The sequence below is a fragment of the Rhizobium sp. A37_96 genome, from assembly GCF_053521765.1.
The window spans coordinates 1,143,183-1,162,007 of sequence record NZ_JBNWDS010000001.1; the positions used below are offsets into that span (position 1 = coordinate 1,143,183).

Below are 18,825 nucleotides of genomic sequence, written 5' to 3' on the forward strand. Positions count from 1 at the left end.
CCGATGATTAAAACCGTATCCACCACCCCCTACGCGGATCAGAAGCCCGGCACCTCCGGCCTTCGAAAGAAGGTTCCCGTATTCCAGCAGCCGAACTATGCGGAAAACTTCATCCAGTCGATTTTTGATTCGCTCGACGGCTATCAGGGCAAGTGCCTGGTCATCGGCGGCGACGGCCGCTACTACAATCGCGAAGTCATCCAGAAGGCCATCAAGATGGCCGCTGCGAACGGCTTCGGCAAGGTGATGGTCGGCAAGGGCGGCATCCTCTCGACGCCCGCGGCCTCCAACATCATCCGCAAGTACAAGGCCTTCGGCGGCATCATCCTGTCGGCCAGCCACAATCCCGGCGGCCCGACGGAAGATTTCGGCATCAAGTACAACATCGGCAATGGCGGCCCCGCGCCGGAAAAGATCACCGACGCCATCTATGAGCGCTCCAAGGTGATCGAGAGCTACAAGATCTCGGACTTCCCGGACATCAACCTCGACCGCATCGCCCGCGAAGATGTCGGCGGCATGATCGTTTCGGTCATCGATCCGGTCGAGGACTATGCGGCTCTCATGGAGGAGCTGTTCGATTTCGGCGCCATCCGCAACCTCATCAGCCTCGGCTTTCGTCTCTGCTTCGACGCCATGAGCGCGGTCACCGGTCCCTATGCCAAGGAGATCTTCGAAATCCGCCTCGGTGCACCGGACGGATCGGTTCGCAACTTCCTGCCGCTGCCGGACTTCGGCGGCCATCACCCGGATCCGAACCTCGTCTACTGCAAAGAGCTCTACGACGACATGATGAGCGACGATGCGCCCGATTTCGGCGCGGCATCGGATGGCGATGGCGACCGCAATCTCATCATCGGCAAGGGCATCTACGTCACTCCGTCCGACAGCCTGGCGATCCTGGCCGCCAACGCCAATCTCGCTCCCGGCTATTCCCACGGCATCGCCGGGATCGCCCGCTCCATGCCGACCAGCGGCGCCGCGGACCGCGTTGCCGAGAAGCGCGGCGTCGGCATTTACGAAACCCCGACCGGCTGGAAATTCTTCGGCAACCTGCTCGATGCCGGCATGGCGACGATCTGCGGCGAGGAAAGCTCCGGCACCGGCTCCAACCACGTTCGCGAGAAGGACGGGCTCTGGGCTGTGCTGCTCTGGCTGAACATTCTCGCCGTTCGCGGTGAAAGCGTCATCGATATCGTGACGCAGCATTGGGCCACCTACGGTCGCAACTATTATTCCCGCCACGACTATGAAGGCGTCGATACCGATGCCGCCAACGGCCTGATTACGGCGCTGCGCGAAAAGCTGCCGACCCTGCCGGGCACCAAGTACGGCGATCTCACCGTTTCCGCCGCCGACGACTTTGCCTACCACGATCCGGTCGACAAGTCGGTCAGCCAGCACCAGGGCATCCGTATCCTGTTCGAGGGCGGTTCCCGCGTGGTCTTCCGCCTCTCCGGCACCGGCACGACAGGCGCGACGCTGCGCGTCTATATCGAGCGCTACGAGCCCGATTCGACCCGCCACAATATCGAGACCCAGGAAGCGCTGGCCGATCTCATCACGGCAGCCCAGGACATCGCCGACATCAAGGGCCGCACCGGCCGCGATGCGCCGACGGTCATCACCTGATAGGGCAAGAGCCTAAGTCCCTTCTCCCCGCTCATGCGGGGCGAAGGTGGCCGGAAGCTGCTGAATGAAATGAAGCGGCAATTGGCCGGATGAGGGGCCTTCCAAAATCCATCACAGCCGCACGATTTACCGAGTGCTCCGCCCACATCCCAACCCTCTCCCCGCAAGCAAGGAGAGGGAAAAGTTTCGAGTCATCCGGAAAGCCCCAAAGACATGTCAGAACCGATAGCCCGCTGCCTGGGTGCAACCCTCACCGATGCCGGCGTTGAATTTGCCGTCTGGTCCAGGAATGCCGAGCGCTTGGAGCTCTGCCTGTTCGATGCCGAAGGCCACAAGGAGATCGCTCGCCTGCCGTTCACCCGCGACGGAGACGAGCACCGTCTTTTCGTGAAGGATGCCGGGGAAGGCACGCGCTATGGCCTGCGGGCCCATGGCACCTACGATCCCGATCGCGGCCTGTGGTTCGATCCGTCCAAGCTGCTCGTCGATCCCTATGCCAGGGAAATCGACCGACCCTTTCGTTACGACCCGCGCCTGGGAGTGTTCGGAGCCGACACGCAGGACCTCGTGCCGAAGGCAATCGTCACGCGCGCTGTCGCCGTCAAGCCGGCCAAGCCGTTGTTTCAGCCCGGCGGCCTCGTCTACGAGATCGCCGTAAAGCCCTTCACGATGCTGCATCCGGATGTGCCGGCGCAGATGCGCGGCACGCTCGGCGCCCTCGCCCATCCCTCGATCATTGCGCATCTCAAGCGCCTGCAAGTGGACGCCGTCGAGCTGATGCCGATCACGGCATGGATCGACGAACGGCATCTCCCCCCGCTCGGCCTGACCAATGGCTGGGGCTACAATCCCGTCGCCTTCATGGCGCTCGACCCGCGTCTGGTCCCCGGCGGCATCCGGGAACTGCGCGAGACGGTCGCCGCCCTTCACGCCGAGGGCATCGCCGTCATCCTCGATCTCGTCTTCAACCATACCGGCGAGAGCGACCGCCAGGGCCCGACGCTGTCCTTGCGCGGTCTCGACAACCCCACCTATTTCCGCAGCCTGCCGGATCAGCCCGGCACGCTGGTCAACGATACCGGCACGGGCAACACCGTGGCCTGCGATCAGCCGGCAACCCGCAAGCTCGTCATCGACAGCCTGCGCCATTTCGTGCGCTGCGCGGGCATAGACGGCTTCCGCTTCGATCTCGCCACCGTGCTCGGCCGCGGCAGCAAGGGGTTCGATCCGGAAAGCATGACGCTGCGCACCATGCTGGCCGATGACGTGCTCAGAGATAGGATCATGATCGCCGAGCCCTGGGACATCGGCCCAGGCGGCTACCAGCTTGGGAATTTCCCGGCGCCTTTCCTTGAGTGGAACGACCGGGCCCGCGACGACCTGCGCCGCTTCTGGCGCGGCGACGCCGGCGCCGGCGATCTCGCGACCGTGCTTGCCGGTTCCTCTTCCATCTTCGGTCGTGACGGGCGCACGCAGACGCGCAGCGTCAATTTCCTCGCCGCCCATGACGGCTTCACGCTGATGGATCTCGTTTCCTACGAGAACAAGCACAACGAAGCCAATGGCGAGAACAATCGCGACGGCCACAACGAAAACTTTTCCTGGAACAACGGCGCCGAAGGCGGAACAGACGATCCAGCGATCCAGAGCAAGCGCCGTGCCGATATCGAAGCCATGCTGTCGACGCTCTTTGCCACGCGCGGCACGATCATGCTGACGGCCGGTGACGAAGCCGGGCGCAGCCAGCAGGGCAACAACAACGCCTATTGCCAGGACAACGCGATGACCTGGATGGATTGGAAGACGTTGGACGAGGAACTGATCGGCCATGCCGCGTGGCTCGCCGGCCTGCGCCGCCGCTTCGCCGCCTTCGGCAACATGGACTTCTTTCACGGCGATGGCGATGTGCTCTGGTTCTCCGCGGCCGGAACGGCGATGACGGTGCCGGACTGGCAGGCATCGAACGCGAGCGTCCTCGGCATGGCGCTGAGAACTGAGGATCGCGCCACAGGCCGATCGACACGCCTCGCCATACTGTTCAATCGCGCCGCAGCCGAGTGTTCCGTCACGCCGCCCGCCCCGGAGAATGGCGGCTGGTCCCTGCTGACCGCAACGGGCGAAACGGCTGCCGGAGAGCGGATCGTCGTTCCCGGCCGCTCCGTTGCCTTCCTTCTGGAAACCTGATCCCGGTTGCGCTTTCATTCCCGATTCGCCAGAAAGGGCGCCAGAACAATTCCAGGAGAAGAGCGCGGCGGTTTTTCGTCCGGAATTGTGTGGACGCAAAGAGACAGAACGGCACAGACCGACGAGGATGGGAATGCCCGGCGAAATTTCGCTTGTTGAGATCATGAAACTTGCGGGAACCGAGATCGGCGTTTCCGACTGGATCACCGTTGACCAGACGATGATCGACACCTTTGCCGATGCGACGCTCGATCATCAGTTCATCCATGTCGATCCCGAGCGCGCCAAGGCTGAAACGCCCTATGGCGGCACCATCGCCCACGGCTTCCTGACGCTCTCGCTGCTCTCGGCAATGAACTACAGCGCCCTTCCGAAGATCCGCGAACAGACCATGGGCATCAATTACGGTTTCGAGCAAATCCGTTTCATGTCGCCGGTCAAATGCGGCGCGCGGGTGCGCGGTCGCTTCAAGCTTGCCGAAACGCGGCTGCGCGGCGCCAGCATGCTGATGCTGACCTATGACGTGACCGTCGAAATCGAAAACGAGCGCAAAGCGGCGCTGACCGCGACATGGACGACCATATCGCAGTTCGATCCGAAGGATCGGCCGGAGGAGTCTTAAAACTTTTTCAGGAGGGGACGGATTTTCTGTATAAGTATAATCAGCAAAAGAGCCGCAATTCCGCATAAAGCTTCCGGGATCTGGGAAGTTAATGCATAAAATATGGAAAGCGCATCAAAGGAAATTTTGCCGTCTAAAGCCCGCTCAATTATATGAAGAACTATTATTGTAGGTATGAAAAACGTCAAGTAGCTTCGAATATGATCTAAAGCGTTAAATTTACTTGGTATCGCTCGCTGCATGCTTCCAAGGCCTATTCCAGTCCATGACTTGGAATCATATTCAAGGCCATCTTTGTCAGAGCCCATAGGCATGACCTTTGTGTCGCGCGTCCCAGTGTGCGGGTTGAAGGCGAGTGTTTCGATCCCGCCGATACAACCATTATGCGACCGAAACTGATGGCAAACAAGATCGATTGCCATCAGTTGCGATTGTTATGCCGCGAGCCGATTTTGTGTCGGCTTTGCTTGCAAAAGCCTGTCGAGCCTAAAGGCCTGCATCTTCCGCGCCCTCGGCCAGAAGACCAAAGACATAGTCGGAAAAGGAGCGCCAGACCTCGACGCGGAATGTCTCTTCATCGAGCCGCAGGATCACCACTTCAGCCTTGCCGTAGAGCGTGCGCGAGCAGGCGCCAACGGGGAATGCGCTCAACGAAACGTCCTGCGGGCAGCCGGCGGCAAGCGTCGCTTCGGCACCGGGGCCGGAGACGATAACGGCTGTGTTGCGATGCGAAACGTCGGTCGCCGAGTGCAGCACGCCGGACGATGCGGCGACCCCAACGAGTTCGGCACCGTTCTCGTCGATGACGAGCCATTCATCCGGGCCGAGCCACAGGGCATGACGACCGTTGGCGCTGGCCGAGGTCTTCGGCCGGGTCGGCAGCTGCAGGCCGAGCACATGCGAAAGACCGCCGACGGAATCAGCGGGAGCGCGCAGCGAGATTCGGCTGGCCGGTGCGGCTGGCGTCAGCCGGACGGTCGAGGAGCCGCCGTGGCGGCCGGCGAGCGGCAGTTTGCGGGTAGCGAGATCAGCCATTGATCCGGCCTCCTTCCTTGTCAAAGAACACCAGATCCGTCACCTCGACTGATATCGTCTTGTCGGGCATCGGCACATAGAGCGTCTTGCCCATGCGCTCGCGTCCGCCGGCCACGAGCGCGAAGGCGATGGAGCGGCCGAGATTTTCGGACCAGTAAGCCGAGGTGACATGGCCGAGCATGGTCATCGGCTTCTGCTCGTTCGGATCGGCGACGATCTGCGCGCCTTCCTCCAGCACCACCTTCGGATCGCGTGTAACAAGGCCGACAAGCTGCTTGCGCCCTTCCTTGACGAGATCCGGCCGCTTCAGGCCGCGAATGCCGACGAAATCGGTCTTCTTCTTGGAAACTGCCCAGGCAAGGCCGGCATCGTCGGGGGTCACCGTGCCGTCTGTGTCCTGGCCGACGATGATATAGCCCTTCTCGGCGCGCAGGACGTGCATGGTCTCGGTGCCATAAGCGCAGGCGCCCAGCGGTTCTGCACGAGCCCAGACGGCTTCCAGAACCGACTGGCCGTAATCGGCCGGCACGTTGATTTCATAGCCGACTTCGCCGGTGAAGGAGACGCGGAACAGCCGCGCCGGCACGCCGCAGACCTTGCACTCGGCCACGCTCATATGCGGGAAGGCCTCGTTGGACAGATCCTGCCCCTCGACGAGCGGCTCGATGATCTCCCGCGCCTTCGGCCCCTGCACGGCGATAACGGCCCATTGCTCCGTGGTGGAGGTCAGCCAAACCTTCAGATGCGGGAATTCGGTCTGGAGATAATCCTCCATGTGATGCAGCACGCGCGGCGCACCGCCGGTCGTCGTCGTTACATGGAAGCGGTCGTCGGCCAGACGCCCGACGACGCCGTCGTCATAAACGAAGCCGTCCTCGCGGGTCATGATGCCGTAGCGGCAGCGGCCGGGCTTCAGCGTGTCCCAGGCATTGGTGTAGATCAGGTTCAGGAACTCGGCCGCGTCCGGCCCGACCACTTCGATCTTGCCGAGCGTCGAGGCATCGAACACGCCAGCCACTTCGCGCGCCGTGCGGCACTCGCGATTGACGGCCTCGTGCATGGTCTCGCCGGCGCGCGGATAAAACCAGGCGCGCTTCCAGTTGCCGACATCCTCGAAGATCGCGCCGTGCGCCTCTTCCCAGGCATGCATCGGCGTCTTGCGGGCGGGATCGAACAGCGATCCGCGCGAATGGCTGATCAGCGTGCCGTAGGTGACGGGCGTATAGGGCGCGCGGAAGGTGGTGAGACCGACCTGCGGAATGTCCTTGCCGAGCATTTCGGCGGCAATCGCCAGCCCGTGCATGTTGGAAAGCTTGCCCTGGTCGGACGCCATGCCATTGGTGGTGAAGCGCTTGATATGCTCGATGGAATGCATGCCCTCGCGCACCGCAAGGCGGATATCCTTGGCGCAGACATCGTGCTGGAAATCGACGAAAGCCTTCGCATTCGTGTCCGGCCCGGCGCCTTCGGCCGCACCGATCATACCGCCGGTCCACTCGAAGGCCTGCTCGGCGTGGAGCTGGATTTTCTCGCCGCCATTGGTGGCGCCGGTGGCGCGCGCCATCAGCTCGCCGGCGGCAAGCGATTCCTCGATGGCGGCCTGCAGACCGTCCGTGCCATTGCAGGCGCCGACCGAAAGGCAATCCTGAACATAGGTTCCCGGCAGGAAACGCTGCTTCTCGGCATCGAATTTCAGCTTGCCGCGCGACTGCGAGAACAGATGGACCGAGGGCGTCCAGCCGGAGGAAACCAGAAGTGCATCGATGGCGATCTTGCGGGAGCTGGAGCTGCCGTTGCGCGCAACCGTCATGGAGGAAACGCGCAGCTTGCCGGCCGTATCGATGACCGCATAATCGGTCATGACTTCGATGCCGAGCCGCTTCGCTTCGGCCAACACTGCCTCGCCCGGCCGCGCACGGCTATCGACGATGGCAACCACGGAGACGCCGGCGCGCTTGAGATCGAAAGCTGCTTCATAAGCCGAATCATGCGCGGTGTAGACGCCGATCTTGGCGCCGACGGCGACGCCGTAATGGTTGAGATAGGCGCGCGCGGCCGAGGCCAGCATGATGCCGGGCCGGTCGTTGTTCGGGAACACCATATGGCGCTCGATCGCGCCCGTCGCCAGGATGACGCGCTTGGCGCGGACCTGCCACAGGCGCTCGCGCGGCAGGTTACGGCCCGGCTTCGCCAGATGGTCGGTGACCCGTTCGGCAAGACCGAAGAAATTGTGATTGTAGTAGCCGAAGGCCGTCGTGCGGGTCAGCACCTCGACATTCGGCAGCGCCTTGAGCTTGGCAACGACGTCCTGCGCCCAGGCATAGCCCTCGACGCCATCGATCTTGACGCCGGTGTCGAAGCGCAGCGCGCCGCCCGCTTCCGCCTGCTCGTCGCAGAGAATGACCTTGGCGCCGGTTTCGGCAGCGGCCAATGCAGCGGAAAGGCCGGAAATGCCGGCGCCGACGACGAGCACGTCGCAATGGGCATAGCGGCTGGCATAGTGATCCGGATCCTCCTCCGTCGGCGCGACGCCGAGGCCGGCGGCACGACGGATGAGAGGTTCGTAGATGTGCTTCCAGGCCGCCTTCGGCCACATGAAGGTCTTGTAGTAGAAGCCGGCCGCAAAGAAAGGCGCGGCAAGATTGTTGACGCCGCCGACATCGAAGGCCAGCGACGGCCAACGGTTCTGCGACTGCGCCTTCATGCCGTCGAAGACCTCCTGCACGCTGGCGCGCACGTTCGGCTGCCGCCGCGCCGCATCGCGCGAGATATCGAGCAGCGCATTCGGCTCCTCGGCCCCGGCCGAAAGAATGCCGCGCGGGCGGTGATATTTGAACGACCGGCCGACGAGATGAACGCCGTTGGCAAGCAGGGCCGAGGCAACGGTGTCGCCTTCGAGCGCCGTATAGCTCTTGCCGTCAAAGGTGAAGCGGGCGGTTCTGGCCGGCGTCAGACGTCCCTTGCCCGCGATACGATTGGCGCCGCTCATTCAGCAAATCCCTCTTTTTGTGCCGTCTGTTCTTGTTCGTTCTGGCTCTGGACGACCGGCTCGGCGGCACCCGGCAGCAGCGTCGCGAGATCCGGCTTCGGCTCGCCGGCCTTGTAGGTGCGGTAGAAATGATCGCTCACGGTGTCGCGCGCCGCGTTGAAGAAGCGGCCGCAGCCATGGATATGCCGCCAGCGTTCGAAGATCAGGCCCTTCGGGTTGTCGCGCAGGAAGAAATATTCCTCGAACTCCTCATCCGAGATTCCGGCGATATTGGCCGGCCGCACGATATGCGCGTCGCCGGCGTTGCGGAATTCGAGTTCCGAACGCTCTTCCTCGCAATAGGGGCAGTAAATCAGCAGCATCGTTTTCTACCTGTGTTAAAGCTCGGAGCCCGAAAGGCTTGTACCGGGAGGCTGGGCGCAGAGCCGCCGTCCCATGGTGACGAAAGGTGTTATGCGCTTCAAAAGCGTCTCCAGCGATTCGTAGGATTTCAGCACGTTGGTCATTCCCAGATTGACCATGCTCATGCCCAAGAGATCCGTATCCAGTGCGAAAGCCCTTGATACCTCCGGCGTCTGCTCCGGCACGAAGTATACCATCGGCTGGTTCAACACCTTGGCGCAAAGCAGCGTTCCGCTTTCGGCCACGAAGGGCCAATCGGCTTCATCCTTCGCCTTGTGGATCACCTGCATGCGAAAATCCTTGACCCCCGGAACCAGATCATTGACTTCGATCGTGATCGTTCCCGCTGGCAAAGAAAGCCCCGCTGCAAGAAGGATCCCGACCGCCGCCAGCATCAGTGCGCCACGGCCGCCGCGGCCGCCTCGTCGATCAACCGGCCGGTGCGGAAGCGATCCAGATTAAGCCCGGCATTGAACTTGTGCGGCTCGTCGCGGGCAATGAGATGCGCGAAGAGATTGGCCGAACCCGGCGTCGCCTTGAAACCGCCCGTGCCCCAGCCGCAATTGACGTAGAGCCCCGGAACCGGCGTCTTCGACTGGATCGCCGAACGGTCCGGCGTGTTGTCGACGATGCCGCCCCAGGAGCGCATCATCTTGACGCGGCGGAACATCGGGAAGAGCTCGCAGATCGCATCCAGCGTATGGGTGATGATCTGCAGACCGCCGGTCTGGCTGTAGGAATTATACTGGTCCGTGCCCGCGCCGATGACGAGCTCGCCCTTGTCGGACTGCGAGATATAGGCATGCACCGTGTTCGACATGACGACGCAGGGGAAGATCGGCTTCAGCGGCTCGGAAACGAGCGCCTGCAGCGGGCTCGATTGCAGCGGCACGCGCACGCCCGCCATCTGCATGACGACGGTGGTGTGACCGGCCGCGGAAACGCCGATCTTCTTGGCGCCGATGAAGCCCTTCGTCGTGTCGACGCCGGTCACGCAGCCATCCGGCGCGCGGCGGATGCCGGTCACTTCGCAATTCTGGATGATGTGGACGCCGCGGTCGGAAGCCGCGCGGGCAAAGCCCCAGGCCACCGCATCGTGCCGCGCCGTGCCGCCGCGACGCTGCAGGGCCGCGCCGTTGATCGGGTAGCGCGCCGTGCTGGAAATATCGAGCGGCGGACAATAGGCTTTCGCCTGTTCCGGCGTCAGCCATTCATTGTCGATGCCGTAGAGACGGTTGGCATGGATATGCCGTTTGAAGGACTGCTGGTCGTGTACATTGTGCGACAGCATCATCACGCCGCGCGGCGAATACATGACATTGTAATTGAGATCCTGAGACAGCCCCTCCCAGAGCTTCATCGAATGCTCGTAGATGTGCATGCTCTCTTCGTAGAGATAGTTCGAGCGGATGATCGTCGTATTGCGGCCGGTATTGCCGCCGCCGAGCCAGCCCTTTTCGATCACGGCGACATTGGTGATGCCGTGCTCCTTGGCGAGATAGTAGGCCGCGCCGAGACCATGACCGCCGGCCCCGACGATGATGACGTCATACTCCTTGCGCGGCTCGGGCGAGGTCCATTGAGCCTCCCAGCCCTTGTGAGCCCGCATCGCTTCCCTTGCCACGGCAAAAACCGAGTATTTACGCATTCGCCCTCAACTCCTTCAGGCAAGACGCCTTTTGATGGGTCATACAAATCGCAAATCGAAAACCGACACAACGGCTCTTTTGCGACGCATTCAGGACCGGCTTTCGACACGGTTAAGATTGCCAGGCACTCGAACGGCGTGCTTACATCTTCTTAACAGCTTCATTTGCGTTGCAGATGGCAGACCTTTACCCGCCCGCCATGACCACCGCTACGCCAGGCGCATCCCTCTTTCCGCGGCTTTCGCTCATAAAGATAGATTCTCGCGCGATGCTTGCTGTCAAAAGTCTGGTGCGAAAAATCGTGACCGCCGACGCGGACATTCTTGCCGAAACGCACGTCACCGGCTGCGGCGGGCGCAACCGTTGCAGCAAGAACGACGAGCACAAGCATGGGCACGGCAAGCAGCCTTCCGGCGGCAACGAGGCCAAGTGAGTCCATAAGGCGTTTCTCCCTTCGCACCACCCAACCACAGGAATCAGAGCCACTGTGACGCGCGAATGACTGTGATCCGGATTCTTCGCACAGGCGTGTCAGTGTCGCAAAACATCGCAAATCGAGCCCTCATTTTCGCACCTTCACAAAGCGGCGAAAGCAGCGTCAGCTCAACTCGGCACTCGACAAGCCGCTTTTTCCCCTGCAAACTCACGATCTGGCTAGACTTTGACAAATCGATCTGCTATCTCGCCTAACCAATCGCAAGGCTACGGCTGCGCGAACGTTATATTTTTGCCTCCTGGCGCTGCTGTCGCCGCTGGCATCAACCAAACCAAAGGAACGTGATTCTCGTGCAGGTACTTGTCCGCGATAACAATGTTGACCAGGCTCTCCGCGCTCTCAAGAAGAAGATGCAGCGCGAAGGTATTTTCCGCGAAATGAAGATGCGCGACTACTACGAAAAGCCGTCGCAGAAGCGTGCTCGCGAAAAGGCTGAAGCTGTTCGTCGCGTTCGCAAGCTTGCTCGCAAGCGCGCTCAGCGCGAAGGCCTGGTAGCCAAGTAATCGCCGTTTTTTCGACGTTTTCAGATGCATGTGTGGCGGGGGCGAGTCGTTCGCCGCCGCCTTTTTGATTTATTCTCTGCGCAAATCGGATTAAATCAGAACAGCCTGATATGACGCATGGGGAAAGCGAACCCGATAATGGCAATGACGACTTCCGTAAAGTTCCGCACTTCGAACCTCTCCTTCCTCGTTTCGAAGCGCGCGGCAATGCTGCCTGCCTTGGCGATTCTTGCCGCGATCAGCCTCTCCGGCTGCCAGACCGCTTCCACGGATAACGTGATCCGCATCGACAAGGCGCAGGGGTCTTCGGAAAACATCGCGTCGCTGACGTCGGTCATCAATGCCAATCCGCAGGATCCCGAAGGCTACAATGTGCGCGGCACGGCCTATGGCCGCGGCGGTGATTTCAACCGCGCGCTCGGCGACTTCAATCAGGCGATCCAGCTCAATCCGAAGTTCTATCAGGCCTACGCCAACCGCGCGCTCATCTACCGCAACATGGGCAAGCTGCCGGAAGCGATCGCGGACTACAACGCCGCGCTGCAGATCAACGGCAATTACGATGTCGCCTATATCGGCCGGGGCAATCTCTATCGCCAGGCAGGCCGCGACAACGACGCCTTCAACGATTACTCCAAGGCCATCAGCCTCGGCACCACGGATGGCCGCGCCTATAACGGCCGCGGCGTGATCTACCAGAAGCGCAATCAGCAGGATAAGGCTATCGACGACTTCTCCAAGGCGATCTCGCTCTCGCCGAACTCGCCGGAGCCGTATAACAGCCGCGGCATCTCCTATCTCGCGCAGAACGACGACGACAACGCCTTCGCCGACTTCAATCATGCCATCGAGCTGAACAACAAGGTTGCCGAATCCTGGGCGAACCAGGCCTTCGTCTACGAGCGCAAGGGTGACAAGGCGAAAGCCCGCCGCTCCTATCAGCACGCGGTCAACCTCGACCCAAGCTACCAGCCGGCCAAGGACGGTTTGTCCCGCGTCGGCGCCGGCGCCTGACAAGGGCGCCTGGCAATCGGATCAGCGGCCGCCCGGCGAACCTCGCCCGGCGGCTTTTCTTTGCCTTATGGAAAGCCTAGTCTCGGTTCACATCAATCCGAACGAGACAGCGACATGCCCTCCCCTCAGAAAATCATCGTCATCGGTGCCGGCATCATCGGTGCGTCCATTGCCTGGCATCTCCAGCGCAAGGGCGCATCCGTCACCGTGGTCGCGCAGCAGAGCGGCGGCGTTGCGACGCCGAATTCCTTCGCCTGGATCAATGCGAGCTGGGGCAATCCGGAATTCTATTTCCAGCTCCGTCACCGTTCGATGGCGGAATGGTCGAGGCTTGCCGCCGATCTTCCCGATCTGCCTCTGTCGTGGTGCGGCGGCCTGTGCTGGGATCTGCCCGAAGCGGAGCTCGACGCCTATGCGGCGCAGCATCATGGCTGGGGCTATGGCATACAGCCGGTCAATCGGGCCACCAGCACGATGATCGAACCGAATCTCGCCAATCCCCCGGACTATGCGCTGCATATCGCCGAGGAGGGTGCAGTCGAGCCGGTCGCAGCCGCCGAACTGCTGCTGAACGACGCCCGGAGCCGAGGCGCGACCATCTTGTTCGACGTCGAAGTCAAAGCTCTGCTCCGGGAGGGTGGCCGGATGATCGGCATCGAAACGAGCGAAGGGGTGATGCACGCCGATCATGTCGTTCTTGCCGCCGGCGCGGGCACGGCGGCACTGGCGGCATCGGCCGATATCCTCGTGCCGCTCGAAACGCCGCCGGGGCTCATCGTTCATTCCCGCCCTACGAAAAAGCTTCTGAACGGGCTGGTGATGGCGCCGGGGCTGCATATGCGCCAGACGCTGGAAGGACGGATCATTGCCGGCGGCGATTTCGGCGGCACCGATCCCGGCGACAATCCTGAGGCCGCTGCCCGCAGACTTTTCACCAAGGTCCAGGCAGCCCTGAAAGGCGGCGAAGCCCTTGAACTGGATTTCCACACGATCGGCCATCGCCCGACACCGAGGGACGGCTTCCCCATTCTGGGTGAGGTCGACGCAGCACCCGGTCTCTATCTCGCCGTTCTGCATTCCGGCGTAACGCTGGCGCCCCTAGTCGGCCTGCTGGCAGCTGAGGAGATCGTCGATGGCAAGGCGGATCCCCAGCTTGCGTCCTTCCGGCTTTCCCGTTTCGCCCAGCCCGGCGAAGCGCCGGGTCCGCGCAACCCAAGGGATGCATTGCCGCAATCTTAAATACCCGGGATCGCTTACGAATTCGCAGCAATGACTTTTCAGATGTTGCAAGGCAATTTACCGAGCCCTAACATGGGCGCTTCGAGAGCATGTAGCTCGGGTCTGGGCACGGGGGCGCTTGGCATGACGACCAAAACCATTCCTTTCGCGTTTGCCGGCGCTTCAGATCGTCGTGGAGGCACGATCGGTTGATCGCCTCATGAGGAAACTGCATTTCCCGAAAGCGTCGATTGGAGCCTATCTGATCGCCATAGCCCTGGCGATTGCCTTGCCTATTCTGGCCTTCGTCGCACTGCTGCTGGTTCAGCTGGAAGACAATGAGCGCGATGCGCTGAAAGGCGATACGGTTCAGGACGCCCAGGCCCTGGCGCGCGTCATCGACCGGCAATTGCAGGACATGGCGACGACGCTGCGGCTCTTGTCCTCCTCGCCGGAGCTGGAGCGCAACGATATCGCCACCTTCTTCGCCCGGACGGAAACGGTTCTGCGCACCGATTCGCTCTTCGTCCTCCTCATGGAAAAGGATGGCCAGCTCCGGCTGAATACGCGCTGGCCCCTCGGCAAGCCTCTTGGCAAGACCGGCAATATGCCGGCCCTGCAATCGGCGCTGGACTCGGGCCGCATCGAGGCATCCGATGTCTTCATAGGCGCGAATGCCCGCCGCTGGGTCTACAATGTCACCCTGCCGCTCGAGCACTCTCCCGCCGGCGCCGCTTTGGCGGTGACCCAGGATGCGGACGAACTCGCCAAGCTGGTAACGACGGAAGCCCTTCCGCCAGGCTGGTCGGCGGCCGTCCTCGACAAGTCCGGCCATGTCGTTGCCGCCGGCGGCCCGACGACCCTTGCGCCCGGCGATATGTTCAACAAGGATATATTGCCGAGGCTGATCGCATCCAGCGGCGTCTACCAGGATGACAAGGTCCTGCCGAACGCAGTGCTGGGCTATGCGCAGATTTCCGGCTGGTCCTGGAAAGCGGTCGTCTGGGGACCCATAGCCTCCGCGCAGGCCTCGCTGATGAGCACATGGCGCTTCCTGATCTATGGCGGCGTGACCCTGCTGCTGATCGCGCTGATTGCCGTCTACGCGCTGGCGCGCCAGGTGCGCATTACCATACAGAGCATCGCCGACATGGCGGACCGCATGGGACGCGGCGAGATCGTGGCGCCGATCGATACCAGCGTGATCGAGGCCAACCAAGTGGCCGTTGCGCTTTCCAACGCGTCCTTCGACCGAAGCGTCACGGAAGACCGGCTGCATTTCGTCATGCACGAGCTCGTTCACCGTACCAAGAACCTGCTGGCGCTTGCCCAGGCGATGACCCGGCAGCTCGCGCGGCAGACGGACAGCGTCGATACATTCCAGCGCGCCGTCGCCGACCGGCTGGAAGGGCTGGCGCGTTCGATCGAGGTCCTGACCAGTGAACAATGGTCCGGCGTTTCGCTGCGCCGGGTGATCGACATCCATCTCGCGACCTTCCTGCAGGCGCCGCAGCAGCTCGACGTCCTCGGCAATGATTTCCTGCTGAAACCGGAGGCCGTGCAGAATCTCGGCCTCGTCCTGCACGAGCTTGCGACCAATTCGGTGAAATACGGGGCGCTGTCGGCACCGGAGGGTAAGATTACCATCGAATGGACGAATGAAACCGGCGAGATCGGAACCATCATTCGCCTCGTCTGGACCGAGAGCGGCGGGCCGCCGGTCAAGCCGCCGAGCGAGAGCGGCTTCGGCACCACCGTCACCAAAACCCACGCCGCCGCCTCCTTCAGCGGCAATGTCGAGGTCGATTTCCGGCCCACCGGCCTCGTCTGGATCCTGACCGCGCCGCGAAACACGATGGAACGACAGCGGACATGAAGCCTATTGCCGCCTGAGGGGAACCTCGGCGCGCGCCAGCAACAAAGCAGGTTCTCTCTCGTTGCCGGTCAATTCGGCGGCACGGCGAAACGTCGCACGGTCCTCCACGATGATGCCACCGGAGCCAGAGCCAGACAGCAGGCCGCGATGGCAATCCAGGCGCTCATCGCTCGGCTCAGTCCCCACCCCAAGGCGCGGGAACCGAGCATAGACGCTGCGTGTTATTCGTTCATCGCCTTGACGATTTCCTCGGTCACCTTCTTGGCGTCGCCGAGCAGCATCATCGTGCCGTCCTTGTAGAACAGCGTGTTGTCGATGCCGGCATAGCCCGAGCCGAGCGAGCGCTTGACGAAGAGGCAGGTCTTGGCCTTGTCGACATCGAGGATTGGCATACCGTAGATCGGCGAGGTCTTGTCGTCGCGCGCCGCCGGATTGGTGACGTCGTTTGCACCGATGACATAGGCGACATCGGCCTGGGCGAATTCCGAATTGATGTCCTCCAGCTCGAAGACCTCGTCATAGGGGACGTTGGCTTCGGCGAGCAGGACGTTCATGTGGCCGGGCATGCGGCCGGCAACGGGGTGAATGGCATATTTCACCTCGACGCCGTGCGCCTTCAACCTGTCCGCCATTTCGCGCAACGCATGCTGGGCCTGCGCCACCGCCATGCCGTAGCCCGGCACGATGATGACCTTGGAGGCATTCGCCATCAGATAGGCGGCATCCTCGGCCGAGCCGAGCTTCACGGTCTTGTCGGAATTGTCGGCCCCGCCCGATACCGTCTCGCCGCCGAAGCCGCCGAGGATGACCGAGATGAAGGAGCGGTTCATGCCCTTGCACATGATGTAGGACAGGATCGCACCCGAAGACCCGACAAGCGCGCCGGTGATGATGAGCGCCAGGTTGCCGAGCGTGAAGCCGATGCCGGCGGCGGCCCAGCCGGAATAGGAATTCAGCATCGATACGACGACCGGCATGTCGGCGCCGCCGATCGGCACGATCAGCAGCACCCCGAGCGCCAGCGACAGCGCGACGACGGCCCAGAAGGCGAAGTGGCTTTCACTGACTGCCAGGCTGATGACGGAGAACACGATCAGGACAAGCAGGGCCGCGTTGATGATATGCCGGCTCGGCAGCAGGATCGGTTTGCCGGACATGCGCCCGTCAAGCTTCAGGAAGGCGATGATCGAGCCGGTGAAGGTCAATGCGCCGATGGCGACGCCGATCGCCATTTCGATGCGGGCTTCCGTATGAATATGGCCGATGTCGCCGATCCCGAAGGAAGATGGCGTATAGAGCGCGGAAGCGGCCACGAGGACGGCTGCGAGACCGACGAGCGAATGGAAGCCGGCGACAAGCTGCGGCATCGACGTCATTGGAATGACGCGGGCGATATAGGCCCCTGCTCCGCCGCCGATGGCAAGACCGAGAACGATCAGCACGAAGCCGCCGAAGGATGGCGTTGCCAAAACCAGCGTGGTGGCGATGGCGATGCCCATGCCGATCATGCCATAGAGATTGCCGCGCCGGCTGGTTGCGGGGTGAGAGAGGCCACGCAGCGCCAGGATGAACAGGACGCCGGACACCAGGTAGAGGAAGGCCGCGATATTGGTCAGCATGCCACCCTCACTTGTCTTTCTTCTTGTACATCGCCAGCATACGCTGGGTGACAAGGAAACCGCCGACGATATTGACCGAAACGAGCACCAGCGCCACGAAGCCGAAGCCGGTGGCAAGGCCGCTCGCCGAAATGCCCACGGCCAGCAGCGCACCGACGACGATGACCGAGGAGATGGCGTTCGTCACCGCCATCAATGGCGTATGCAAGGCCGGCGTCACCGACCAGACGACGTAATAGCCGACGAAGATCGCCAGCACGAAGATCGCGAGCTGGAAGACGAAAGGATCGACCGCCCCGCCCGTCGCGGCGCTGGCAGCCTCCGGCGCCTGTGCGGCGGCGGTCGTGACGGCGGACACGGCGTCGTTCAGTTGCCGGAGTGCCTGCTCCATTGCTTGGCTGGCCATCTCAGAGACCTCCCTTGTTGACCGTCGGCTGGTCGGGGTCGACGAAATTCGGGTGCACGACTTCGCCGCCGTCGGTCAGCATCGTCGCCTTGATCAGCTCGTCGGCGCGGTTGAGGCCGAAGCTCTTGCTGTCCTTGTCGACCATCGTTTCCAGGAAAGTGACGAGGTTCTTGGCATAGAGGGCGGAGGCGCTGGCCGCGATCCGGCCCGCCATGTTGGGATAGCCGATCACCCTGACGCCCTCGACTTCGGCCACTGTCCCGTATTCGGCGCCCTCGATATTGCCGCCGCGCTCGACGGCGAGATCGACCGCGACCGCACCCGGACGCATCGCCTTCAGCATGTCGCGGCTGACGAGCCGCGGCGCCGGCCGGCCGGGGATCAGCGCCGTGGTGATGACGATGTCCTGCTTGGCGATATGATCGGCAACGAGAGCTGCCTGCTTCGCCTGATAATCCCTGGACATTTCCTTGGCATAGCCGCCGGCGGTCTCCGCCGCCTTGAACTCCTCATCTTCGACGGCGATGAATTTCGCCCCGAGCGAGGCGACCTGCTCCTTGGCAGCCGGGCGCACATCCGTTGCGGAGACCAGCGCTCCCAACCGCCGTGCCGTGGCGATCGCCTGCAGGCCGGCAACCCCGGCGCCCATGACGAACACCTTGGCGGCCGGCACCGTGCCCGCCGCGGTCATCATCATCGGCAGCGCCCTGTCATAAACGGCCGCAGCCTCGATGACCGCCTGATAGCCGGCCAGATTGGCCTGCGACGAAAGCACGTCCATCGACTGCGCGCGGGTGATGCGCGGCATCAGCTCCATGGCAAAGCTCGTCAGCCCTGCGCGCGCCATTTCCGCAAGCGCCGCCTCGTTGCCATACGGATCCATGATGGCGATCACGACGGCGCCATTCTTGTAGCCGGCAATCTCGCTGCCTTTCGGCCGCCTGACTTTGAGAACGACGTCGGCCGCCTTCGCATCGCCGATGGAGCCGATTCGCGCGCCGACGGCTTCATATTCCGCATCCGGAATGCGCGACAGCGTGCCGGCACCGGCTTCGATCACGACATCGAAGCCGAGGTTCCTCATCTTCTTCACCGTCTCGACGGAAGCCGCGACACGCGTCTCTTCCGCCACGCTTTCCTTGGCCACGAAAACCAGATTGCTCAACGACAATACCTCGCA

Annotated in this window: 17 protein-coding genes; 7 read left to right on the forward strand and 10 right to left on the reverse strand. The window is 62.4% G+C overall.

Annotated elements, in window-relative coordinates; translation table 11 throughout:
- Nucleotides 1-3: 3 nt before the first annotated feature.
- The 3 genes from ACQZ6J_RS05550 (at nt 4) to ACQZ6J_RS05560 (ending at nt 4,438) form a co-directional block, all read left to right on the forward strand.
- Nucleotides 4-1,632 (forward strand): alpha-D-glucose phosphate-specific phosphoglucomutase, encoded by a 1,629-nt coding sequence (locus ACQZ6J_RS05550; protein WP_163986778.1) that lies wholly within the window; start codon nt 4-6, stop codon nt 1,630-1,632.
- Between the two features lie 213 nt (nt 1,633-1,845).
- Complete coding sequence (glgX, locus tag ACQZ6J_RS05555) at nt 1,846-3,816, forward strand: glycogen debranching protein GlgX (RefSeq protein WP_449082504.1); 1,971 nt, start codon at nt 1,846-1,848, stop codon at nt 3,814-3,816.
- Nucleotides 3,817-3,949: 133 nt separating this feature from the next.
- On the forward strand, nt 3,950-4,438 hold the full coding sequence (locus ACQZ6J_RS05560) for a MaoC family dehydratase (protein WP_113435512.1): 489 nt from the start codon (nt 3,950-3,952) through the stop codon (nt 4,436-4,438).
- Here the strand turns inward: ACQZ6J_RS05560 and ACQZ6J_RS05565 are convergent.
- The 7 genes from ACQZ6J_RS05565 to ACQZ6J_RS05595 form a co-directional block, all read right to left on the reverse strand.
- Nucleotides 4,435-4,860 (reverse strand): hypothetical protein, encoded by a 426-nt coding sequence (locus ACQZ6J_RS05565; RefSeq protein WP_449082506.1) that lies wholly within the window; start codon nt 4,858-4,860, stop codon nt 4,435-4,437. The genes ACQZ6J_RS05560 and ACQZ6J_RS05565 overlap by 4 nt on opposite strands.
- Before the next feature lie 64 nt (nt 4,861-4,924).
- Complete coding sequence (locus tag ACQZ6J_RS05570; RefSeq protein ID WP_163986781.1) at nt 4,925-5,473, reverse strand: sarcosine oxidase subunit gamma; 549 nt, start codon at nt 5,471-5,473, stop codon at nt 4,925-4,927.
- Nucleotides 5,466-8,462 carry a sarcosine oxidase subunit alpha gene (locus ACQZ6J_RS05575; RefSeq protein WP_449082509.1) on the reverse strand — a complete coding sequence of 999 codons (2,997 nt, stop codon included), beginning with the start codon at nt 8,460-8,462 and terminating at the stop codon, nt 5,466-5,468. Before ACQZ6J_RS05575 ends, ACQZ6J_RS05570 begins: the two co-directional genes overlap by 8 nt.
- Nucleotides 8,459-8,824: a sarcosine oxidase subunit delta gene (locus tag ACQZ6J_RS05580; RefSeq protein ID WP_449082511.1), complete on the reverse strand. Its 366-nt coding sequence runs from the start codon at nt 8,822-8,824 to the stop codon at nt 8,459-8,461. The genes ACQZ6J_RS05575 and ACQZ6J_RS05580 overlap by 4 nt, the downstream gene beginning before the upstream one ends.
- Before the next feature lie 15 nt (nt 8,825-8,839).
- Complete coding sequence (locus ACQZ6J_RS05585; protein ID WP_449082513.1) at nt 8,840-9,259, reverse strand: hypothetical protein; 420 nt, start codon at nt 9,257-9,259, stop codon at nt 8,840-8,842.
- Nucleotides 9,259-10,512 carry a sarcosine oxidase subunit beta family protein gene (locus ACQZ6J_RS05590; RefSeq protein WP_449082515.1) on the reverse strand — a complete coding sequence of 418 codons (1,254 nt, stop codon included), beginning with the start codon at nt 10,510-10,512 and terminating at the stop codon, nt 9,259-9,261. Before ACQZ6J_RS05590 ends, ACQZ6J_RS05585 begins: the two co-directional genes overlap by 1 nt.
- A 161-nt stretch (nt 10,513-10,673) precedes the next feature.
- Complete coding sequence (locus tag ACQZ6J_RS05595) at nt 10,674-10,952, reverse strand: hypothetical protein (RefSeq protein WP_449082517.1); 279 nt, start codon at nt 10,950-10,952, stop codon at nt 10,674-10,676.
- 347 nt (nt 10,953-11,299) lie between these two features.
- Between ACQZ6J_RS05595 and rpsU the strand changes: the two genes are divergently transcribed.
- The 4 genes from rpsU to ACQZ6J_RS05615 all read left to right on the forward strand — a co-directional run bounded on the left by rpsU (nt 11,300) and on the right by ACQZ6J_RS05615 (nt 15,620).
- Nucleotides 11,300-11,512: a 30S ribosomal protein S21 gene (rpsU, locus tag ACQZ6J_RS05600; RefSeq protein ID WP_004117638.1), complete on the forward strand. Its 213-nt coding sequence runs from the start codon at nt 11,300-11,302 to the stop codon at nt 11,510-11,512.
- Between the two features lie 138 nt (nt 11,513-11,650).
- Nucleotides 11,651-12,526 (forward strand): tetratricopeptide repeat protein, encoded by an 876-nt coding sequence (locus ACQZ6J_RS05605; RefSeq protein ID WP_449082519.1) that lies wholly within the window; start codon nt 11,651-11,653, stop codon nt 12,524-12,526.
- A gap of 114 nt (nt 12,527-12,640) precedes the next feature.
- Nucleotides 12,641-13,765 (forward strand): NAD(P)/FAD-dependent oxidoreductase, encoded by a 1,125-nt coding sequence (locus ACQZ6J_RS05610; protein ID WP_449082521.1) that lies wholly within the window; start codon nt 12,641-12,643, stop codon nt 13,763-13,765.
- 199 nt (nt 13,766-13,964) lie between these two features.
- A complete protein-coding gene (locus ACQZ6J_RS05615; RefSeq protein ID WP_449082523.1) occupies nt 13,965-15,620 on the forward strand; it encodes a sensor histidine kinase in 1,656 nt (551 codons plus the stop codon).
- Between the two features lie 221 nt (nt 15,621-15,841).
- Here the strand turns inward: ACQZ6J_RS05615 and ACQZ6J_RS05620 are convergent, their stop codons facing one another.
- Genes ACQZ6J_RS05620 through ACQZ6J_RS05630 form a run of 3 tightly spaced genes read right to left on the reverse strand, consistent with a single transcriptional unit; the run spans nt 15,842 to nt 18,810 of the window.
- Nucleotides 15,842-17,236: an NAD(P)(+) transhydrogenase (Re/Si-specific) subunit beta gene (locus ACQZ6J_RS05620; protein ID WP_449082786.1), complete on the reverse strand. Its 1,395-nt coding sequence runs from the start codon at nt 17,234-17,236 to the stop codon at nt 15,842-15,844.
- A gap of 10 nt (nt 17,237-17,246) precedes the next feature.
- The gene (locus ACQZ6J_RS05625) at nt 17,247-17,645 is read right to left on the reverse strand and encodes a proton-translocating transhydrogenase family protein (protein WP_163986790.1); all 399 of its coding nucleotides are present in this window, start codon (nt 17,643-17,645) and stop codon (nt 17,247-17,249) included.
- 1 nt (nt 17,646) lies between these two features.
- Nucleotides 17,647-18,810, reverse strand: a complete 1,164-nt coding sequence (locus tag ACQZ6J_RS05630) for a Re/Si-specific NAD(P)(+) transhydrogenase subunit alpha (RefSeq protein ID WP_449082525.1) — start codon at nt 18,808-18,810, stop codon at nt 17,647-17,649.
- Nucleotides 18,811-18,825: the final 15 nt, after the last annotated feature.